12 protein-coding genes and 1 riboswitch are annotated in these 13,637 nt (G+C 72.8%); of the genes, 6 read left to right on the top strand and 6 right to left on the bottom strand.

Features of this window, described 5'->3' with window-relative positions:
• Positions 1 to 46: 46 nt before the first annotated feature.
• The 5 genes from FIV43_RS12470 to FIV43_RS12450 all read right to left on the bottom strand — a co-directional run bounded on the left by FIV43_RS12470 (position 47) and on the right by FIV43_RS12450 (position 7,451).
• Positions 47 to 745: a uracil-DNA glycosylase gene (locus FIV43_RS12470; RefSeq protein ID WP_196780777.1), complete on the bottom strand. Its 699-nt coding sequence runs from the start codon at positions 743 to 745 to the stop codon at positions 47 to 49.
• A 136-nt stretch (positions 746 to 881) separates the two neighbouring features.
• The gene (locus FIV43_RS22425) at positions 882 to 3,704 is read right to left on the bottom strand and encodes an MFS transporter (RefSeq protein WP_231123165.1); all 2,823 of its coding nucleotides are present in this window, start codon (positions 3,702 to 3,704) and stop codon (positions 882 to 884) included.
• The gene (locus FIV43_RS12460) at positions 3,701 to 4,924 is read right to left on the bottom strand and encodes an alpha/beta fold hydrolase (protein ID WP_141014397.1); all 1,224 of its coding nucleotides are present in this window, start codon (positions 4,922 to 4,924) and stop codon (positions 3,701 to 3,703) included. The genes FIV43_RS22425 and FIV43_RS12460 overlap by 4 nt, the downstream gene beginning before the upstream one ends.
• A gap of 41 nt (positions 4,925 to 4,965) precedes the next feature.
• Positions 4,966 to 6,378, bottom strand: coding sequence for an alpha,alpha-trehalose-phosphate synthase (UDP-forming) (locus tag FIV43_RS12455; RefSeq protein ID WP_407938823.1), 1,413 nt, complete (start codon positions 6,376 to 6,378; stop codon positions 4,966 to 4,968).
• A gap of 32 nt (positions 6,379 to 6,410) precedes the next feature.
• Positions 6,411 to 7,451 carry a Gfo/Idh/MocA family protein gene (locus FIV43_RS12450; RefSeq protein WP_141014395.1) on the bottom strand — a complete coding sequence of 347 codons (1,041 nt, stop codon included), beginning with the start codon at positions 7,449 to 7,451 and terminating at the stop codon, positions 6,411 to 6,413.
• Between the two features lie 167 nt (positions 7,452 to 7,618).
• Here FIV43_RS12450 and FIV43_RS12445 point away from each other — a divergent pair, with 167 nt between their 5' ends.
• The 5 genes from FIV43_RS12445 to FIV43_RS12425 all read left to right on the top strand — a co-directional run bounded on the left by FIV43_RS12445 (position 7,619) and on the right by FIV43_RS12425 (position 11,308).
• Positions 7,619 to 7,924 (top strand): DUF3263 domain-containing protein, encoded by a 306-nt coding sequence (locus FIV43_RS12445; protein ID WP_141014394.1) that lies wholly within the window; start codon positions 7,619 to 7,621, stop codon positions 7,922 to 7,924.
• A 25-nt stretch (positions 7,925 to 7,949) separates the two neighbouring features.
• Positions 7,950 to 8,522, top strand: coding sequence for a LytR C-terminal domain-containing protein (locus tag FIV43_RS12440; protein WP_141014393.1), 573 nt, complete (start codon positions 7,950 to 7,952; stop codon positions 8,520 to 8,522).
• 69 nt (positions 8,523 to 8,591) lie between these two features.
• On the top strand, positions 8,592 to 9,443 hold the full coding sequence (gene otsB, locus FIV43_RS12435; RefSeq protein ID WP_141014392.1) for a trehalose-phosphatase: 852 nt from the start codon (positions 8,592 to 8,594) through the stop codon (positions 9,441 to 9,443).
• Positions 9,444 to 9,546: 103 nt separating this feature from the next.
• Positions 9,547 to 9,683: riboswitch (SAM riboswitch) on the top strand.
• Between the two features lie 11 nt (positions 9,684 to 9,694).
• The gene (gene thrC, locus FIV43_RS12430) at positions 9,695 to 10,984 is read left to right on the top strand and encodes a threonine synthase (RefSeq protein WP_141014391.1); all 1,290 of its coding nucleotides are present in this window, start codon (positions 9,695 to 9,697) and stop codon (positions 10,982 to 10,984) included.
• Between the two features lie 45 nt (positions 10,985 to 11,029).
• A complete protein-coding gene (locus FIV43_RS12425; RefSeq protein ID WP_141014390.1) occupies positions 11,030 to 11,308 on the top strand; it encodes a MoaD/ThiS family protein in 279 nt (92 codons plus the stop codon).
• A gap of 91 nt (positions 11,309 to 11,399) precedes the next feature.
• Here FIV43_RS12425 and FIV43_RS12420 read toward each other — a convergent pair whose 3' ends face one another.
• Entirely contained in the window at positions 11,400 to 12,929 is a 1,530-nt protein-coding gene (locus FIV43_RS12420; RefSeq protein ID WP_141014389.1) for an AMP-binding protein, read from the bottom strand.
• 158 nt (positions 12,930 to 13,087) lie between these two features.
• On the opposite strand from FIV43_RS12420, the gene FIV43_RS12415 reads away from it, so the two are divergent.
• A complete protein-coding gene (locus tag FIV43_RS12415; protein ID WP_141014388.1) occupies positions 13,088 to 13,549 on the top strand; it encodes an OsmC family protein in 462 nt (153 codons plus the stop codon).
• The last annotated feature ends 88 nt before the right edge of the window (positions 13,550 to 13,637 follow it).

The raw sequence follows: 13,637 nt of genomic DNA, 5'->3' as shown, positions 1-13,637 counted from the left end.
CATCGACCCTACAAGCCGGCCCGGCGCCGGCCGAATCGGGTTCGGCTCAGGCCGGGAGGGTCCAGTCGATCGGCTCCGCGCCCTGCGCGACGAGCAGCTCGTTCACCCGGCTGAACGGCTTGGAGCCGAAGAAGCCGCGGTACGCCGACAGCGGGGAGGGGTGCGGGGACTCCACCGCGGGGACCGACCCGAGGTGGCGGCGCAGGCCGCGCGCGTCCGCTCCCCACAGGATCGCCGCCATCGGTACGCCGGCGTCCGCACGCCGGACCAGCGCCTCGATCGCGCAGGCGGTCACGTGCTCCCACCCCTGCCCGCGGTGCGAGCCGGGCTCACCCGGTCGCACGGTCAGCACCCGGTTGAGCAGCATCACGCCCTGGTCCGACCAGGCCGAGAGGTCGCCGTGCTCGGGGGGTGTCACGCCGAGGTCGTCGGCGAGCTCGGTGTAGATGTTCGCCAGGCTCGGCGGGAGCGGCCGGACGTGGGACTCCACCGCGAAGCAGAGCCCGATCGGGTGCGCCGGGTTGGGGTAGGGATCCTGCCCGACGACCAGCACCTTGACCTCGGCCAGGGGACGCCGGAACGCGCGGAACACCCGGTCGCCGGTGGGCTGGTAGGGCCGGCCGGCGGCGACTTCGGCGCGCAGGAACTCGCCCAGGGCGGCGATCCGGTCGTCCACCGGGCGCAGCGCCTCGGCCCAGTCGGAGGCGATCAGGCCGCGCTCGAGAAGCTCGTCGAGTCCGCTCACGGCGCTGACCCTAGGGGGTCGCCAGCGCCGTGAGCGAGCCCGGCCGCGGGCTCCCATCGGCACGCCCGCCCCGTCGCCGTCCCACTCCCTCCGCGGGACGCCGCCGGTGTGGCGGGGATGCCACCCGTGACTGAGGTCACTCTAGCGCCACCGGTCGCGACAGGCGGTCCAGGAACGCCACCAGGACCGCCTCACGCAGCGCCGGCGGGGCGGCGTCGAGCAGCGCGTTGACCGGCGCCATCTGCTCCGGCAGCCCGGGGGCGTCGCCCTCGCCGGCCAGGCCGCCGGCGGCGAGCAGCGCGTCGAACTCCGCCTCGCTGAGCGTGGTGGGGTCCAGGGAGTGGAGCAGCGCCACCACGTCGGCGTCGACCGGGACCGGACCGGTCTCGCGGGCGACGGTGACGGCGCGGGCCAGTGCGTCGAGGAAGTCGGCCACCCCGTCCAGGGTCGCGGCGCTCACCGAGAGGTGCAGCGACGGCGGCTGGCCGGCGTAGGAGAGCTGGGGCTGCACGAACCAGCCGCGCGCGGTCATCTCGTCGGCCACCGTGAACACGTCCAGGCCGGGGCCGGCGGTCATCGCGACCAGCGTGGACTCCGGCGCCGCGACCAGGTCGAGCCCCTCGAGCCGCTCGATCCCCTCGGCGATCAGGTCGGTGGCCTCCAGCGCCGCGCGGGTGAGCTCGAGGTAGCCGTCCACGCCGATCGCCTGCACCGTGGTCCAGGCGCCCGCCACCGGTCCGCCGGACCGGGTGGACTGCATCGTGGCGTTGAGCATCGTGTAGCCCGGCCAGTCGGCGTGGGCGAAGAACTGCGGGCGGCGCAGCTCGGCGGTGCGGTGCAGCAGCAGCGAGGCGCCCTTGGGGGCGTAGCCGTACTTGTGCAGGTCCGCCGAGATCGAGGTGACGCCGTCGACCGCGAAGGTCCACGGGGTCACCGGCCGCCCCAGCCGCGACTTGAACGGCAGCACCCAGCCGCCGATGCAGGCGTCGACGTGACAGCGGATCCCGCGTGCCGCGGCAGCACCGGCGACCTCGGTCACCGGGTCGATCACCCCGTGCGCGTACGACGGCGCGCTGACCACCACCAGCACCGTCGAGTCGTCGCAGGCAGCGTCCATCGCGACCGGGTCGGCGCGGTGGTCGGGACCGGTGGGCACCACCCGGATCTCCATCCCGAAGTAGTGCGCCGCCTTGTGGAACGCGGCGTGCACGGTGTCCGGCACGACCAGCGAGGCGCGGGCGATGTCCGGACGGGCGTCGCGCGCCGCCTGCACCGAGAGCAGGCACGACTCGGTGCCGCCGGAGGTCAGGGTGCCGACCACCGTCTCCGGGCCGTCGAGGAGACCGGCGGCGAAGCCGACCAGCTCGTTCTCCATGGTCAGCAGGCTCGGGAAGGCGGTCGGGTCGAGACCGTTGCTGCCGGCGAAGGCGGCGACGGCCTCCCGGGCCAGGGCGTCGGTCTCGGGCAGCCCGGCGTCGTAGACGTAGGCCAGGGTCCGGCCGCCGTGGACCGGGAGGTCCCGGACTGCAGGGCGGCGAGGCGGGTGCGGAGCTCCGCAGGGGTCATCGGGTCGGTTCCTCGCTGTCGGGGACGGGGTGGGGAGGCGTGTGGGGGTCGCCGCGGCGGCGCTGGCGTCGACGGTGCGCTCGTCGAGGGAGTAGCCGCGCAGCCAGAGCAGGCTCAGCAGCACCAGGGCGGCCGGCAGCAGCGAGAAGCCGATGGTGATCGCGGTCAGCGCGCTGTCCGGCTGCACCACCTCGCCGCCCGCGCTGGACCGGTAGCCGCCGATCGCCAGCACGACGGCGAAGAGGCCGGGGCCCAGCGCCAGGCCGAGCGTCTCGCCGGCGGTCCAGACGCCGGTGTAGACACCGACCCGCGAGGAGCCGGTCCGGGCCGCGTCGACGGCGGCGGCGTCGGGGAGCATCGAGAGCGGGAAGACCTGCACCCCGGCGTAGCCGACACCGACCAGTGCGACCGCGGCGAAGACGGCGCCGGCCGGGGCGGACCCGGCCGCGGTCGCCAGTGCGGCCCCCGCGGCCAGGATGACCGAGGCGATCAGGTAGCCCGTCCTCTTGCCGGTGCGACGACCCAGCGCCGCCCAGGCCGGGGTGAGCAGCAGCGCCGGCCCGACGAAGCAGACGAAGAGGACGGTGCTCGCGCTCTGCCGGCCGAGCACGTCGCCGGCCAGGTAGTCGACCCCGGCCAGCATGCAGCCGGTGGCCAGCGCCTGCAGCACGAAGGTCACCAGCAGCAGCCGGAAGTCACGGGCGCCGGCGACGATGCGCAGCTGGTCGCGCAGCGACCCGGCACCGGGCGTCACCGCGCCCAGCGGGGCGTCCCGGGTGCCGCGGTAGGCGAGCAGCACGCCGACCAGGATCACCACCGCCATCGCCACGCCCATCACCCGGTAGCCGTCCCGGCCACCGACGGCGTCGCGCAGTGCCGGCGCGCTGGCGCCGGCCAGCATGATGGTGAACGCCAGGATCGCCACCCGCCAGGTCATCAGCCGGGTCCGCTCCGCGGCGGTCGAGGCGATCTCCGCGGGCATCGACACGTACGGCACCTGGAAGAAGGCGTACGCGCTCGCGCAGGCGAAGAAGAAGACCAGCACCCACGCCGCGTCGGCCGCCGTCGAGCCCAGGTCGGGGCCGGCGAAGAGCAGCGCGAAGCAGACCGCGAGCAGCACGCCCGCCCGCAGCAGCCACGGTCGCCGTGGCCCGCGCGGGTCCACCGTCCGGTCGCTGATCCGGCCGGCGACCGGGTTGAGGAACACGTCCCACGCCTTCGGCCCGAAGACGATCACCCCCGCCAGCAGCGCCGGTACGGCGAGCTCGTCGGTCAGGAACGGGAGCAGCATCAGCCCCGGCACGGTGCCGAACGCTCCGGTGGCGACCGAGCCGGCGCCGTACCCGATCCGGACCCGGGTGGGCAGACCCGGGCCGTGCGGCTGCGCGCTCATCGGGACAGCGCCCGGGAGGCGGCCGAGGTGTGGCGGCGGCGTCGGTTGGTGCCGATCGCGGTGTCGTCGCCGGTGTCGGTGTCGGTGTCGTCGTCGCTGCCGTCGCTGCCGCCGGTGGCCTCGGGCGTGCCGGAGCGGCCGGACCACTCCTCGAACCAGTCGTCGAGCACCGGCCAGGTGGTGTCCCGGGCGGCGCGCCCGGTCAGCATCCCGAGGTGACCGCCGGGGACGACCTCGAAGCGGACCTCCGGTGCGGCGGCGAGCAGCGGCACCATCGCACGCACCGCGGGGATCGGAGCGATGCCGTCGGTCGACCCGCCGAAGACCAGCACCGGGACCTCGATGTCGGCCAGCCGGATGGTGCGGCCGCTGAGCTCGAACTCGCCCGTGGCGAGCTGGTTGCCCTTGGCCATCCGGTGGTAGAGCTGCCCGAACGTGCGGCCGGGGTAGGCGATCATGTTGGCGGTGAACCGGTCGACCGCCTCCACCTGGGCCAGGAACTCCTGGTCGTCGATGTGGGTGGCGAGCGCGATCGGCCTGGTCACCAGCTTCTGGAAGGCCGAGAGCTGGAACGCCCACTTCACCAGGGGCTTCGGCGCCCCGCCCATCGCCTGGTAGGCCCGGGTGACCAGGCCGTTGCCGGTGTAGCCGGCGCCGCTGGCCAGGTGCAGCAACGGCCGGAACGGCGCGATCAGGGGCACCTGGGTGACGTCCACCGGGGAGCCGAGCACGCTCAGCGAGGCGATCGGCAGGTCAGCGCCGGCGTCGGCGGCGGTGAGCAGCGCGAAGATGCCGCCCAGGCTCCAGCCGACCACGTGCACCGGACGGCCGCCGGCGTGCTCGGAGACCGCGCGGATCGCGGCCGGGACGACCTCGTCGACCCAGTGCTCCATGCCCAGGGCCCGGTCGCGGAAGGAGACCTCGCCGTACTCGACCAGGTAGGTGGGGCGACCCCGGCTCACGAGGTGCTCGGCGAGCGAGCACCCGCGGCGCAGGTCGTAGCAGAGCGCCGGGGCCGCCAGCGGGGTGACCAGCAGCACCGGCTCGCCGGACTCCCCGCTCGTCCCCGCCGGGCGGTAGTGGTAGACCTCCCGGAGCAGGCCCTCGTCGATCAGCGTGCGCGGCATCGGCCGCAGGTCGGCGATCCCGCCGTAGAGCAGCCTGTGCGCCACGTTGCTCGCCGCGGCGACCACCTGGCCGGGCTTGGGCACCAGATCCATGCGGGCAAGGTACCCCGACCACCGACGACCGGGGCGGCCGATCAGCGGTCCTGGGTCCCGGCTTCCCGGCTGTCGTCGGCCAGCGAGGTGAGGAAGCTGTCCGCCCACGCCTTCACGTCGTGCTGGGCGATCTGCTTGCGCATCGCCTTCATCCGCCGGGACAGCTCCTTGGGCTCGGCCCGGTAGGCGTCCAGCAGCGCCGCCTTCATCCCGTTGATGTCGTAGGGGTTGACCAGCCAGGCCTGACGCAGCTCGTCGGCGGCGCCGGCGAACTCGCTGAGCACCAGCGCACCGTCCTCGTCGATCCGGCAGGCGACGTACTCCTTGGCGACCAGGTTCATCCCGTCCCGGTAGGGGGTGACGACCATGATGTCCGCGGCCCGGTAGAGCGCCGCCATCTCCTCCCGCGGGTAGGAGGAGTGCAGGTAGCTGATCGCCGGTCGCCCGATCCGGCCCAGGTCGCCGTTGAGCCGGCCCACCAGACGGTCGATGTCGTCGCGCAGGATCCGATACTGCTCGACCTGCTCCCGCGAGGGGACCGCCACCTGCACGAAGACCGCGTCCTCGACGCTGAAGTGCTCGTCGCGGACCAGCTCGCCGAACGCCCGCAGCCGAGCGTGGATGCCCTTGGTGTAGTCGAGGCGGTCGATGCCGAGGAAGATCTTGCGCGGGTTGCCGAGCGCCTCGCGGATCGCGGCGGTGCGCTCGGCGACCGACTCGGACCGGGCCAGCTCCTCGAACCCGGCGGCGTCGATCGAGATCGGGAAGGCCGCGGCCCGCACCTCGCGGCCGTCGGGCAGGTGCACCCGGTCGCGGTGCGTCTTGTGGCCCACCCGCTGCCGGACCAGGCGGACGAAGTTCTGCGCGGCCCCGGGGAGCTGGAAGCCGATCAGGTCCGCGCCGAGCAGGCCCTCGAGGATCTGCCGACGCCAGGGCAGCTGCTGGAACAGCTCGGCCGGCGGGAACGGGATGTGCAGGTAGAACCCGATGCGCAGGTCGGGGCGGAGGTCGCGCAGCATCTGCGGCACCAGCTGCAGCTGGTAGTCGTGCACCCAGACGGTGGCGCCCTCGGTGGCGAGCTCGGCGGCCCGCTCGGCGAAGCGGCGGTTGACCCGGGTGTAGGCGTCCCACCACTCGCGGTGGAACTCCGGCTTGGCGACCACGTCGTGGTACAGCGGCCACAGGGTCCCGTTGGAGAATCCCTCGTAGTGCTCGGCGATGTCCTCGGCGGTCATCGACATCGGCACCAGGTGCAGGCCGTCGTCCTCGAACGGCTCCAGGTGCTGCTCGGTGCCGCCGGGCCATCCGACCCAGACGCCGTCGCCGGCGCGCATCACCGGCTCGATCGCGCTGACCAGGCCGCCGGGGGAGCGGCGCCAGCTGGTCTCGCCGTCCCGACCGGTCACCCGGTCGACGGGGAGACGGTTCGCGACGATCACCAGGTCGTGGGCCACGTCGTGCACCCTATCGGTGGGTGCGTCGGTGGCTACCCGCCGGCGGGAGGGCCGTCGAAACGCACCCCGACCTGGGCGCGCAGGTCGTCCATCTGACGCAGCACCGTGAGCGTCTGGCTGTGCGGCACCAGCGGGCTCTCCCGGAGCCCGGCGCGCACGCACCGGTTCACCTCGGCGATCTCGTTGCCGTAGCCGATGCCGATCACCGGCTCCTCGGCGGTGATGGCGACCGCCCGGTCGGGCTGCGGGCCAGCCGCCGGGTCGTGCGGCACGAAGACGGCCCGTTCGGGGTGGTAGAACTCGGCGATCTCGATCCGGCCCAGGTCCGTGGCGATCGCCGCGCTGCTCGAGGACCACGACGTCATCGAGGCCGACAGGTTGGCGACCGCGCCCGGGTAGCGGCCGGCGATCGCGACGTCCAGGTCGACCCCGCGACCGGAGAGGGTCGCGGTCGCGCTCAGCGACTCGGCCTCGCCGAGCATCAGGTGCGCGAAGGTCAACGGGTAGATGCCCATGTCGAGCAGCGCGCTGGCGCCCAGCGCCGGGTCGAGCATCCGGTCACCGGGGGGCGCGTCCACCCGGAACCCGAGCTCGGCGCGCAGGTGGCGCGGTGTGCCGAACCGGCCCGAGGCCAGGTGGTCGCGCAACGCCCGGATCACCGGGTGGCAGGCGGTCCACATCGCCTCCATCAGGAACCGGTCGTGGGCGACGGCGAGCTCGACCATCGTCGCGGCGTCGGCGGCGTCCAGGGCGATCGGCTTCTCGCACAGGACGTGCTTGCCGGCGGCGAAGGCCGCCCGGGCGTTGTCCAGGTGGAAGGCGTGCGGCGTGGCGACGTAGACCACCTCGACCGACGGGTCGGCGAGGAGCGCGTCGTAGGAGCCGTGCGACGCGGTCCGGTCGTCGCCGTGCTCGGCCGCGAAGGCCGCCGCCGCGTCGCCGTTGCGGGAGCCGACGGCGGCCAGCCGAGCACCCGGAGTGACGGCGAGGTCGCGGGCGAAGGTGCGGGCGATCTTGCCGGTGGCCAGGATGCCCCAACCGACGTCGGTGCCGGGCAGGTCGGTGTCAGCCATGTCGGCAACCTACCCACCCCTGCGGCGGGCCGGGCGGTGTGACCTGGGAGACTCGCGGGTCGCGCCCGGAGCGATCTGAATGACATGCGTGTGATTCGCCGTTTACAGTGGTCGTCACGATGGGGTCGATCGCACGTGTTCCCGCAGGTGCGAACAGGAGGAAGCAGATGAACGCCGAACCGAGCAGCCAGTCCGAGGCGACCGGTGCCCAGGCGCCTGCCGACGGCCTGAGCCAGCGTGATCGCGACATCCTCGAGTTCGAGCGCCAGTGGTGGAAGTTCGCCGGCGCGAAGGAGAGCGCGGTCCGCGAGAAGTTCGACATGAGCTCGACCCGCTACTACCAGGTGCTCAACGCCCTCATCGACCGTCCGGAGGCGCTCGCCGCCGACCCGCTGCTGGTACGCCGACTGCGGCGGCTGCGCTCGCAGCGCCAGCGCCAGCGCTCGGCCCGCCGTCTCGGATTCGAGATCTGACCCGACCCAGGAAGGACCGGCGGCCATGACCTTCCCCACCTGGCCCTCTGCGTTCAGTCCGCGCCCCCGCTCCCGCCGCGCACGCGGCCAGCGTGGTGCGGTGCTGCCCTCGCCCGTCGTACTGCTCAGCATCGTGGCGGTGGCGCTCGCCGCCGTCGCCTTCGTGGTGACCCGCGACACCGATCCCTCGGAGCGGGAGATCACCACCGTCGCCGAGGCCGACCCCTCCGCGTCGGCGGACCCGACCGACGACGCCGCGGAGGAGCCCGAGACCGAGCCCACCGCGGAGCCGACGAAGAAGGCCAAGCCGCCGGTGCAGCGCGACGAGGTCGGCGTCGTGGTCTTCAACAACACCTCCATCGCGGGCCTGGCCGGCGAGGTCGGCAACGAGGTCTCCGAGATCGGCTGGAACTTCGTGGCGGCCGACAACTGGTACGGGACAGTGCTCTCCACGACCGTGTACTACCCGCCGGGGATGAAGCGAGAGGCGCGTCAGCTCGCCCTCGACCTGGGCATCCAGCGGGTGATGCCGGCCGACGTCGACTCCGACATGAGCTCGGAGAACCTGACCCTGATCCTCACCGGCGACGTGGGCTGACCCCCGCCGCGAGGGTGAGGTTGGCCTCCCGCGCTCCTGCCGGGCCCCGCGACGTGGTGGGATGAGGGTGTGCAGTTCTCGTCGCTCGAGGGTGAACGCCGCTACACCGCGCTGGTGCGAGCGGCCGCCGACTCCGTGGTCGGACTCGACTTCGACGGCACGCTGGCGCCGATCGTGGAGGACCCGACCCGGGCGCACATCCACCCGGAGGCGTCCGAGGTGCTGGTCGACCTCGCCTCCGAGGTGCGGGCGATCGCGGTGATCACCGGCCGTCCGGCGCGCCAGGCGCTCGACCTCGGCGGACTCGAGGAGGTCGGCGACGCGATCCAGGCCTCCGGCAAGGAGCTCTACCTGTTCGGCCAGTACGGCAACGAGAGGTGGACGGCGGGTCGCCGCCGGATCGTCAGCCCGCGCCCGCCGCGGGGACTGGCGACCTTCGAGCGCGAGCTGCCCCGGGCCCTGCGCCGCGCGGACGCCGCCGACGCCTGGATCGAGGACAAGGGGCTGGCCGTCGCCGTGCACACCCGGCGGATGGCCGATCCGGAGGCCGCCTTCCAGCGGCTGCTGCACCCGCTGCGCGACCTGGCCGCCCACCACGGCCTGGTCCTCGAGCCGGGGCGGCAGGTGCTCGAGGTGCGCTCCTCGGGGGCGCACAAGGGCATCGTCGTGGAGAGGCTCGCCGCCGACCTGCGGGCCCGCGGCTTCTGCTTCGCCGGCGACGACCTGGGCGACCTGGAGGCGTTCGAGGCGGTCGAGGTGCTGGAGAAGCAGGGGCTGGCCGCGCTCCGGGTCTGCTCGGCCTCGCGGGAGCAGAGCGCCCTGCTGGATCTCGCCGACGTCGTGGTGCGCGGGCCCGCGGGCGTCCTGGACTTCCTGCGCCAGCTGACCCAGGACGCGCGGTCGGCCCGGGCCGGGGCGTGACCCCACCGCCTGCCAGCCACCGCCTTGTCCCATCATCCGGACGCGAGTATCGGATGCTGGGATCTCGATTTCGGTCCCGCGACGACCGCCCGTAGTCTGAGCGTGCTCATCCAGAGGGACTGAGGGAACGGCCCGATGAAGTCCCGGCAACCGCCACGAACTCCCCGTCGCTGACGCGACGGACGTGGAAACGGTGCCAAATCCGACCCGCCGCGAAGGACGCGCCGGGGCAGATGAGAAGGAGGAAATCCATGAGCGCCGCCGTGACCGAGGCAGACCAGACCACCTCGACCGAGAACACCGGCCCCCGCGAGGGAGCGTTCGGCAACGCCGTCGCCCTCGCCTGCCGTGAGTGCAGCCACCGGGTGGACCTCGGCCCCTTCTACGCCTGTCCGGAGTGCTTCGGTCCCCTGGAGATCGCCTACGAGTTCCCCGCGATCACCCGCGCGGAGATCGAGGCCGGCCCGCGCAACATCTGGCGCTACAAGGCGCTGCTGCCGGTGCCCACCGACATCGAGGCCAGCCCCAACACCGAGCCCGGGTTCACCCGGCTGCTCGAGGCGAAGAACCTCGCCGCGGAGCTCGGCCTGGCCCGGCTCTGGGTCAAGGACGACTCGACCAACCCGACCAACTCCTTCAAGGACCGCGTCGTCGCGTGCGCACTCAGCGCCGCCCGCGAGCTCGACGCCAAGGTCTTCGCCTGCCCCTCGACCGGCAACCTGGCCAATGCCGTGGCCGCCGCCGGCGCCCGGGCCGGGATCAAGACCGTCGTCTTCATCCCGTCCAACCTGGAGCAGCCCAAGCAGGTCAACTCCGCGATCTTCACCGAGTCGCTGGTCGCCGTGGACGGCAACTACGACGACGTGAACAAGCTGGCCTCGGAGATCGCCGGCGAGGAGGAGGGCTGGGCCTTCGTCAACGTCAACGTGCGGCCCTACTACGCCGAGGGCTCGAAGACCCTGGGCTACGAGATCGCCGAGCAGCTCGGCTGGCGGCTGCCCGACCAGATCGTGATCCCGGTCGCGTCGGGCTCCCAGCTGACCAAGGTCGACAAGGCGTTCCAGGAGCTGATCAAGCTGGGCCTCGTCGAGGACAAGCCCTACCGGATCTTCGGGGCCCAGGCCGAGGGCTGCGGCCCGGTCGCCACCGCCTTCAAGGCCGGCACCGACGCCATCCGCCCGGTCAAGCCGGACACCATCGCCAAGAGCCTCGCCATCGGCAACCCGGCCGACGGCATCTACGTGCTCGACATCGCGCGGCGCACCGGCGGCGCCGTCGAGGAGGTCACCGACGACGAGGTGCGCGCCGGCATCGTGCTGCTCGCCCGGACCGAGGGGATCTTCACCGAGACCGCGGGCGGCACCACCGTCGCGGTCACCCGCAAGCTGGTCGAGACCGGTCAGCTCGACCCGGAGCTCGAGACCGTGGTGATCAACACCGGTCACGGCCTCAAGACGCTCGACGCGATCTCGGGCCAGGTCGGAGCCGCCGCCACGATCGCCCCCACCTACGAGTCCTTCAAGGCCACCGGCATCGCCTGAGCGAGGCCGCTCCCGAGACCACCACCGAGAACCAGAGGAACAACCATGGCCGTCAGCGTCCGCATCCCCACCATCCTCCGCACCTACACCGGAGGTGACTCCGAGGTCAGCGCCGAGGGCTCCACGCTGGCCGAGGTCCTCGACGACCTGGACGCCCGGTTCGCCGGCATCAAGGGCCGGGTGGTCGACGAGGACGGCAAGCTGCGCCGCTTCGTCAACGTCTACGTCGGCAACGACGACGTCCGCTTCCTCGACGACCTGGCCACCCCGACCCCCGAGGGCACCCAGATCTCGGTGATCCCCGCCGTCGCCGGCGGCTGCTGAGCCGCTCCGCACCACGCAGCACCACGACGAGCGCCCCCGTCCGGCCAGGACGGGGGCGCTCGACGTACGCGTGCCGGTGGACCGGCTCCGGTCAGCCGAGCAGCTCGACCGCCAGGGCGGCGCTGGCCGGATAGTCGACCTTGCTCACCGGGGTGCGCGGCACCTCGTCGATGAAGAGGACCTTCTTCGGCACCTTGTAGTTCGAGATGAGTGCCTTGCAGTGGTCCCGCAGCTCCTCCTCGGTGACCCCCGAGCCGTCGCGGACCTGGACCAGCGCGGTGACCTGCTGGCCCCAGCGCTCGTGGGCGGTGCCGACGACCACGGCGTCGAAGACCTCCTCGTGCCGGAGCAGGACCCCCTCGACCTCCTCGGGGTGGACCTTCTCGCCGCCGGTGTTGATGCACACCGAGCCGCGGCCCAGCACCGAGATCTTTCCGTTCGCCTCCTTGCGGGCGAAGTCGCCCGGGATCGCCCACCGGACGCCGTCGATCTCCTTGAACGTGGCGGCCGTCTTCACCGGGTCCTTGTAGTAGCCCAGGGGCACCGGGCCGGAGCGGGCGAGCATCCCGTCCTCGCCGACCGCGGCCGGCTTCAGGTCGGGGGTGAAGACCTCGACCTGGTCGTTGACGTCGAACTGGGGCGCGGCGGTGCCGCCGTCGGTGCCGTCGTCGACCCGCGAGCCGGCCGCGCCCGACTCCGAGGCGCCGTAGGAGTCGAGGATGAACCGGCCGGGCAGCGCCTTGCGGATCTCCTCCCGCACGCCCTCGGAGAGCGGTGCGGCACCGTTGGAGACCGCCATCAGGCTGCTCAGGTCCCACCGGTCCGGCTCGGCCAGGATCGCCTCGGCGACCGGCCGTCCCATCGCGTCGCCGAGGAAGGTCAGCGAGACCACCTTGCCGGCCTGGACCAGGTCCAGGATCGCCTCCGGGTCGAAGTGGACCTGGTCGTAGAGGCAGACGGTGAAGCCGGCGACGTGACCGTTGCCGAGGATCCACTGGCTGCCGCCGTGCATCATCGGGCCGCAGGCCAGCAGCACCATCGGGTTCTCGTTGGCCTCGGCCTCCGCGGCCAGCGCCTCGACCGACTCGATCGGTGCGCCGAACCGGCTGGCGTTCAGCGCCGCCCGCATCAGGTCCTCGTTGCGCCACACCACGCCCTTGGGGTTGCCGGTGGTGCCGCCGGTGTAGATCACGTAGTGGTCGTCGCCGCTGCGCCCGGTGATCCGGCGCTCGGCGGAGGCGGCGGCCAGCGCGGCGTCGTACTGCTCGCCCAGGATGATCCGGTGCCGCAGGGTGGGCAGGTCGAGCTCGTCGACAGCGGCGGCGTACTCGGGTGCGATCACCGCGGCGACGCAGTCGGCGTTGTCGTAGAGGTAGGCGAGCTCGTCGTGCTTGTACTTGTAGTTGATGTTGATCGGCACGGCACGCGCCTTGAGGCAGCCGTAGAAGGCGTCGATCCACTCGATCCGGTTGGGGGAGTGCACCGCGACGTGGTCGCCGGGCTGCACCCCGAGCGAGACCAGGTGGTTGGCGAACCGGGTGGCGCGCTCGTCGATCTCGGCGAAGGTGTAGGAGCGGTCCATGGTGAACACGGCGATCCGGTCGGGGATCCGGTCGGCCATCGCTTCCAGGACGTCGGCGAGGTTCAGCGGGCGGGCGGGGCAGCGGTCCCGCCGATGGGGGCTTGTGTGGGCTCGGTCACAGGGACAGGGTGCCAAGTAGAACCTGTTCTCGCCAGCGTTTGCGCCCGATGAGTGGGACCTTTCGGCACACTGGCCGGATGGAGCACCGCTACCGGCTCGACGTGACCTGGCAGGGCAACCGCGGGGCGGGGACCGCCGGTTACCGCGACTACGGCCGGGAGGTGCTGCTCCGCGCCGACGGGAAGCCGGACCTGCAGGGCTCCGCCGACCCCGCCTTCCGGGGCGACGCTTCGCGGTGGAACCCCGAGGAGATGCTGCTCGCCGCGCTGTCGCAGTGCCACCTGCTCTCCTACCTGCACTCCGCCGTGCGGCACGGGGTCGTGGTGACCGCCTACGCCGACCGGCCGACCGGCACGCTGAGCCAGGTCGGTCAGGGCGGCCGCTTCACCGAGGTCCTGCTGCGCCCCGTGGTCACCATCGCCGATGCGACCCTCGTCGACACCGCCCGCGCCCTCCACCGGGAGGCCGCCGAGAACTGCTTCATCGCCGCCTCGGTGAACTTCCCGGTCCGGCACGAGCCGGAGATCGAGGTCGGCTGAGCGGTCGACCGAGGATCGGCCGAGCGGTCGGCCGAGCCCGTGCGTGGGACCGGGCCGCCCCAGGGGTCACCGCCCTGCCACGCCCGCG

This window comes from Nocardioides sambongensis (assembly GCF_006494815.1).
Classification (GTDB): domain Bacteria; phylum Actinomycetota; class Actinomycetes; order Propionibacteriales; family Nocardioidaceae; genus Nocardioides; species Nocardioides sambongensis.
Note: the sequence above shows the minus strand (reverse complement) of the source record. Positions and strands in the feature narration are given on the sequence as shown.

Excerpts from the sequence above, each read along its gene's own strand:
- FIV43_RS22425 (WP_231123165.1), bottom strand. The coding sequence starts at position 3,704 with ATGAGCGCGCAGCCGCACGGCCCGGGTCTGCCCACCCGGGTCCGGATC.
- FIV43_RS12460 (WP_141014397.1), bottom strand. The coding sequence starts at position 4,924 with ATGGATCTGGTGCCCAAGCCCGGCCAGGTGGTCGCCGCGGCGAGCAAC.
- FIV43_RS12450 (WP_141014395.1), bottom strand. The coding sequence starts at position 7,451 with ATGGCTGACACCGACCTGCCCGGCACCGACGTCGGTTGGGGCATCCTG.
- FIV43_RS12445 (WP_141014394.1), top strand. The coding sequence starts at position 7,619 with ATGAACGCCGAACCGAGCAGCCAGTCCGAGGCGACCGGTGCCCAGGCG.
- FIV43_RS12440 (WP_141014393.1), top strand. The coding sequence starts at position 7,950 with ATGACCTTCCCCACCTGGCCCTCTGCGTTCAGTCCGCGCCCCCGCTCC.
- thrC (WP_141014391.1), top strand. The coding sequence starts at position 9,695 with ATGAGCGCCGCCGTGACCGAGGCAGACCAGACCACCTCGACCGAGAAC.
- FIV43_RS12425 (WP_141014390.1), top strand. The coding sequence starts at position 11,030 with ATGGCCGTCAGCGTCCGCATCCCCACCATCCTCCGCACCTACACCGGA.
- FIV43_RS12420 (WP_141014389.1), bottom strand. The coding sequence starts at position 12,929 with ATGGCCGACCGGATCCCCGACCGGATCGCCGTGTTCACCATGGACCGC.
- FIV43_RS12415 (WP_141014388.1), top strand. The coding sequence starts at position 13,088 with ATGGAGCACCGCTACCGGCTCGACGTGACCTGGCAGGGCAACCGCGGG.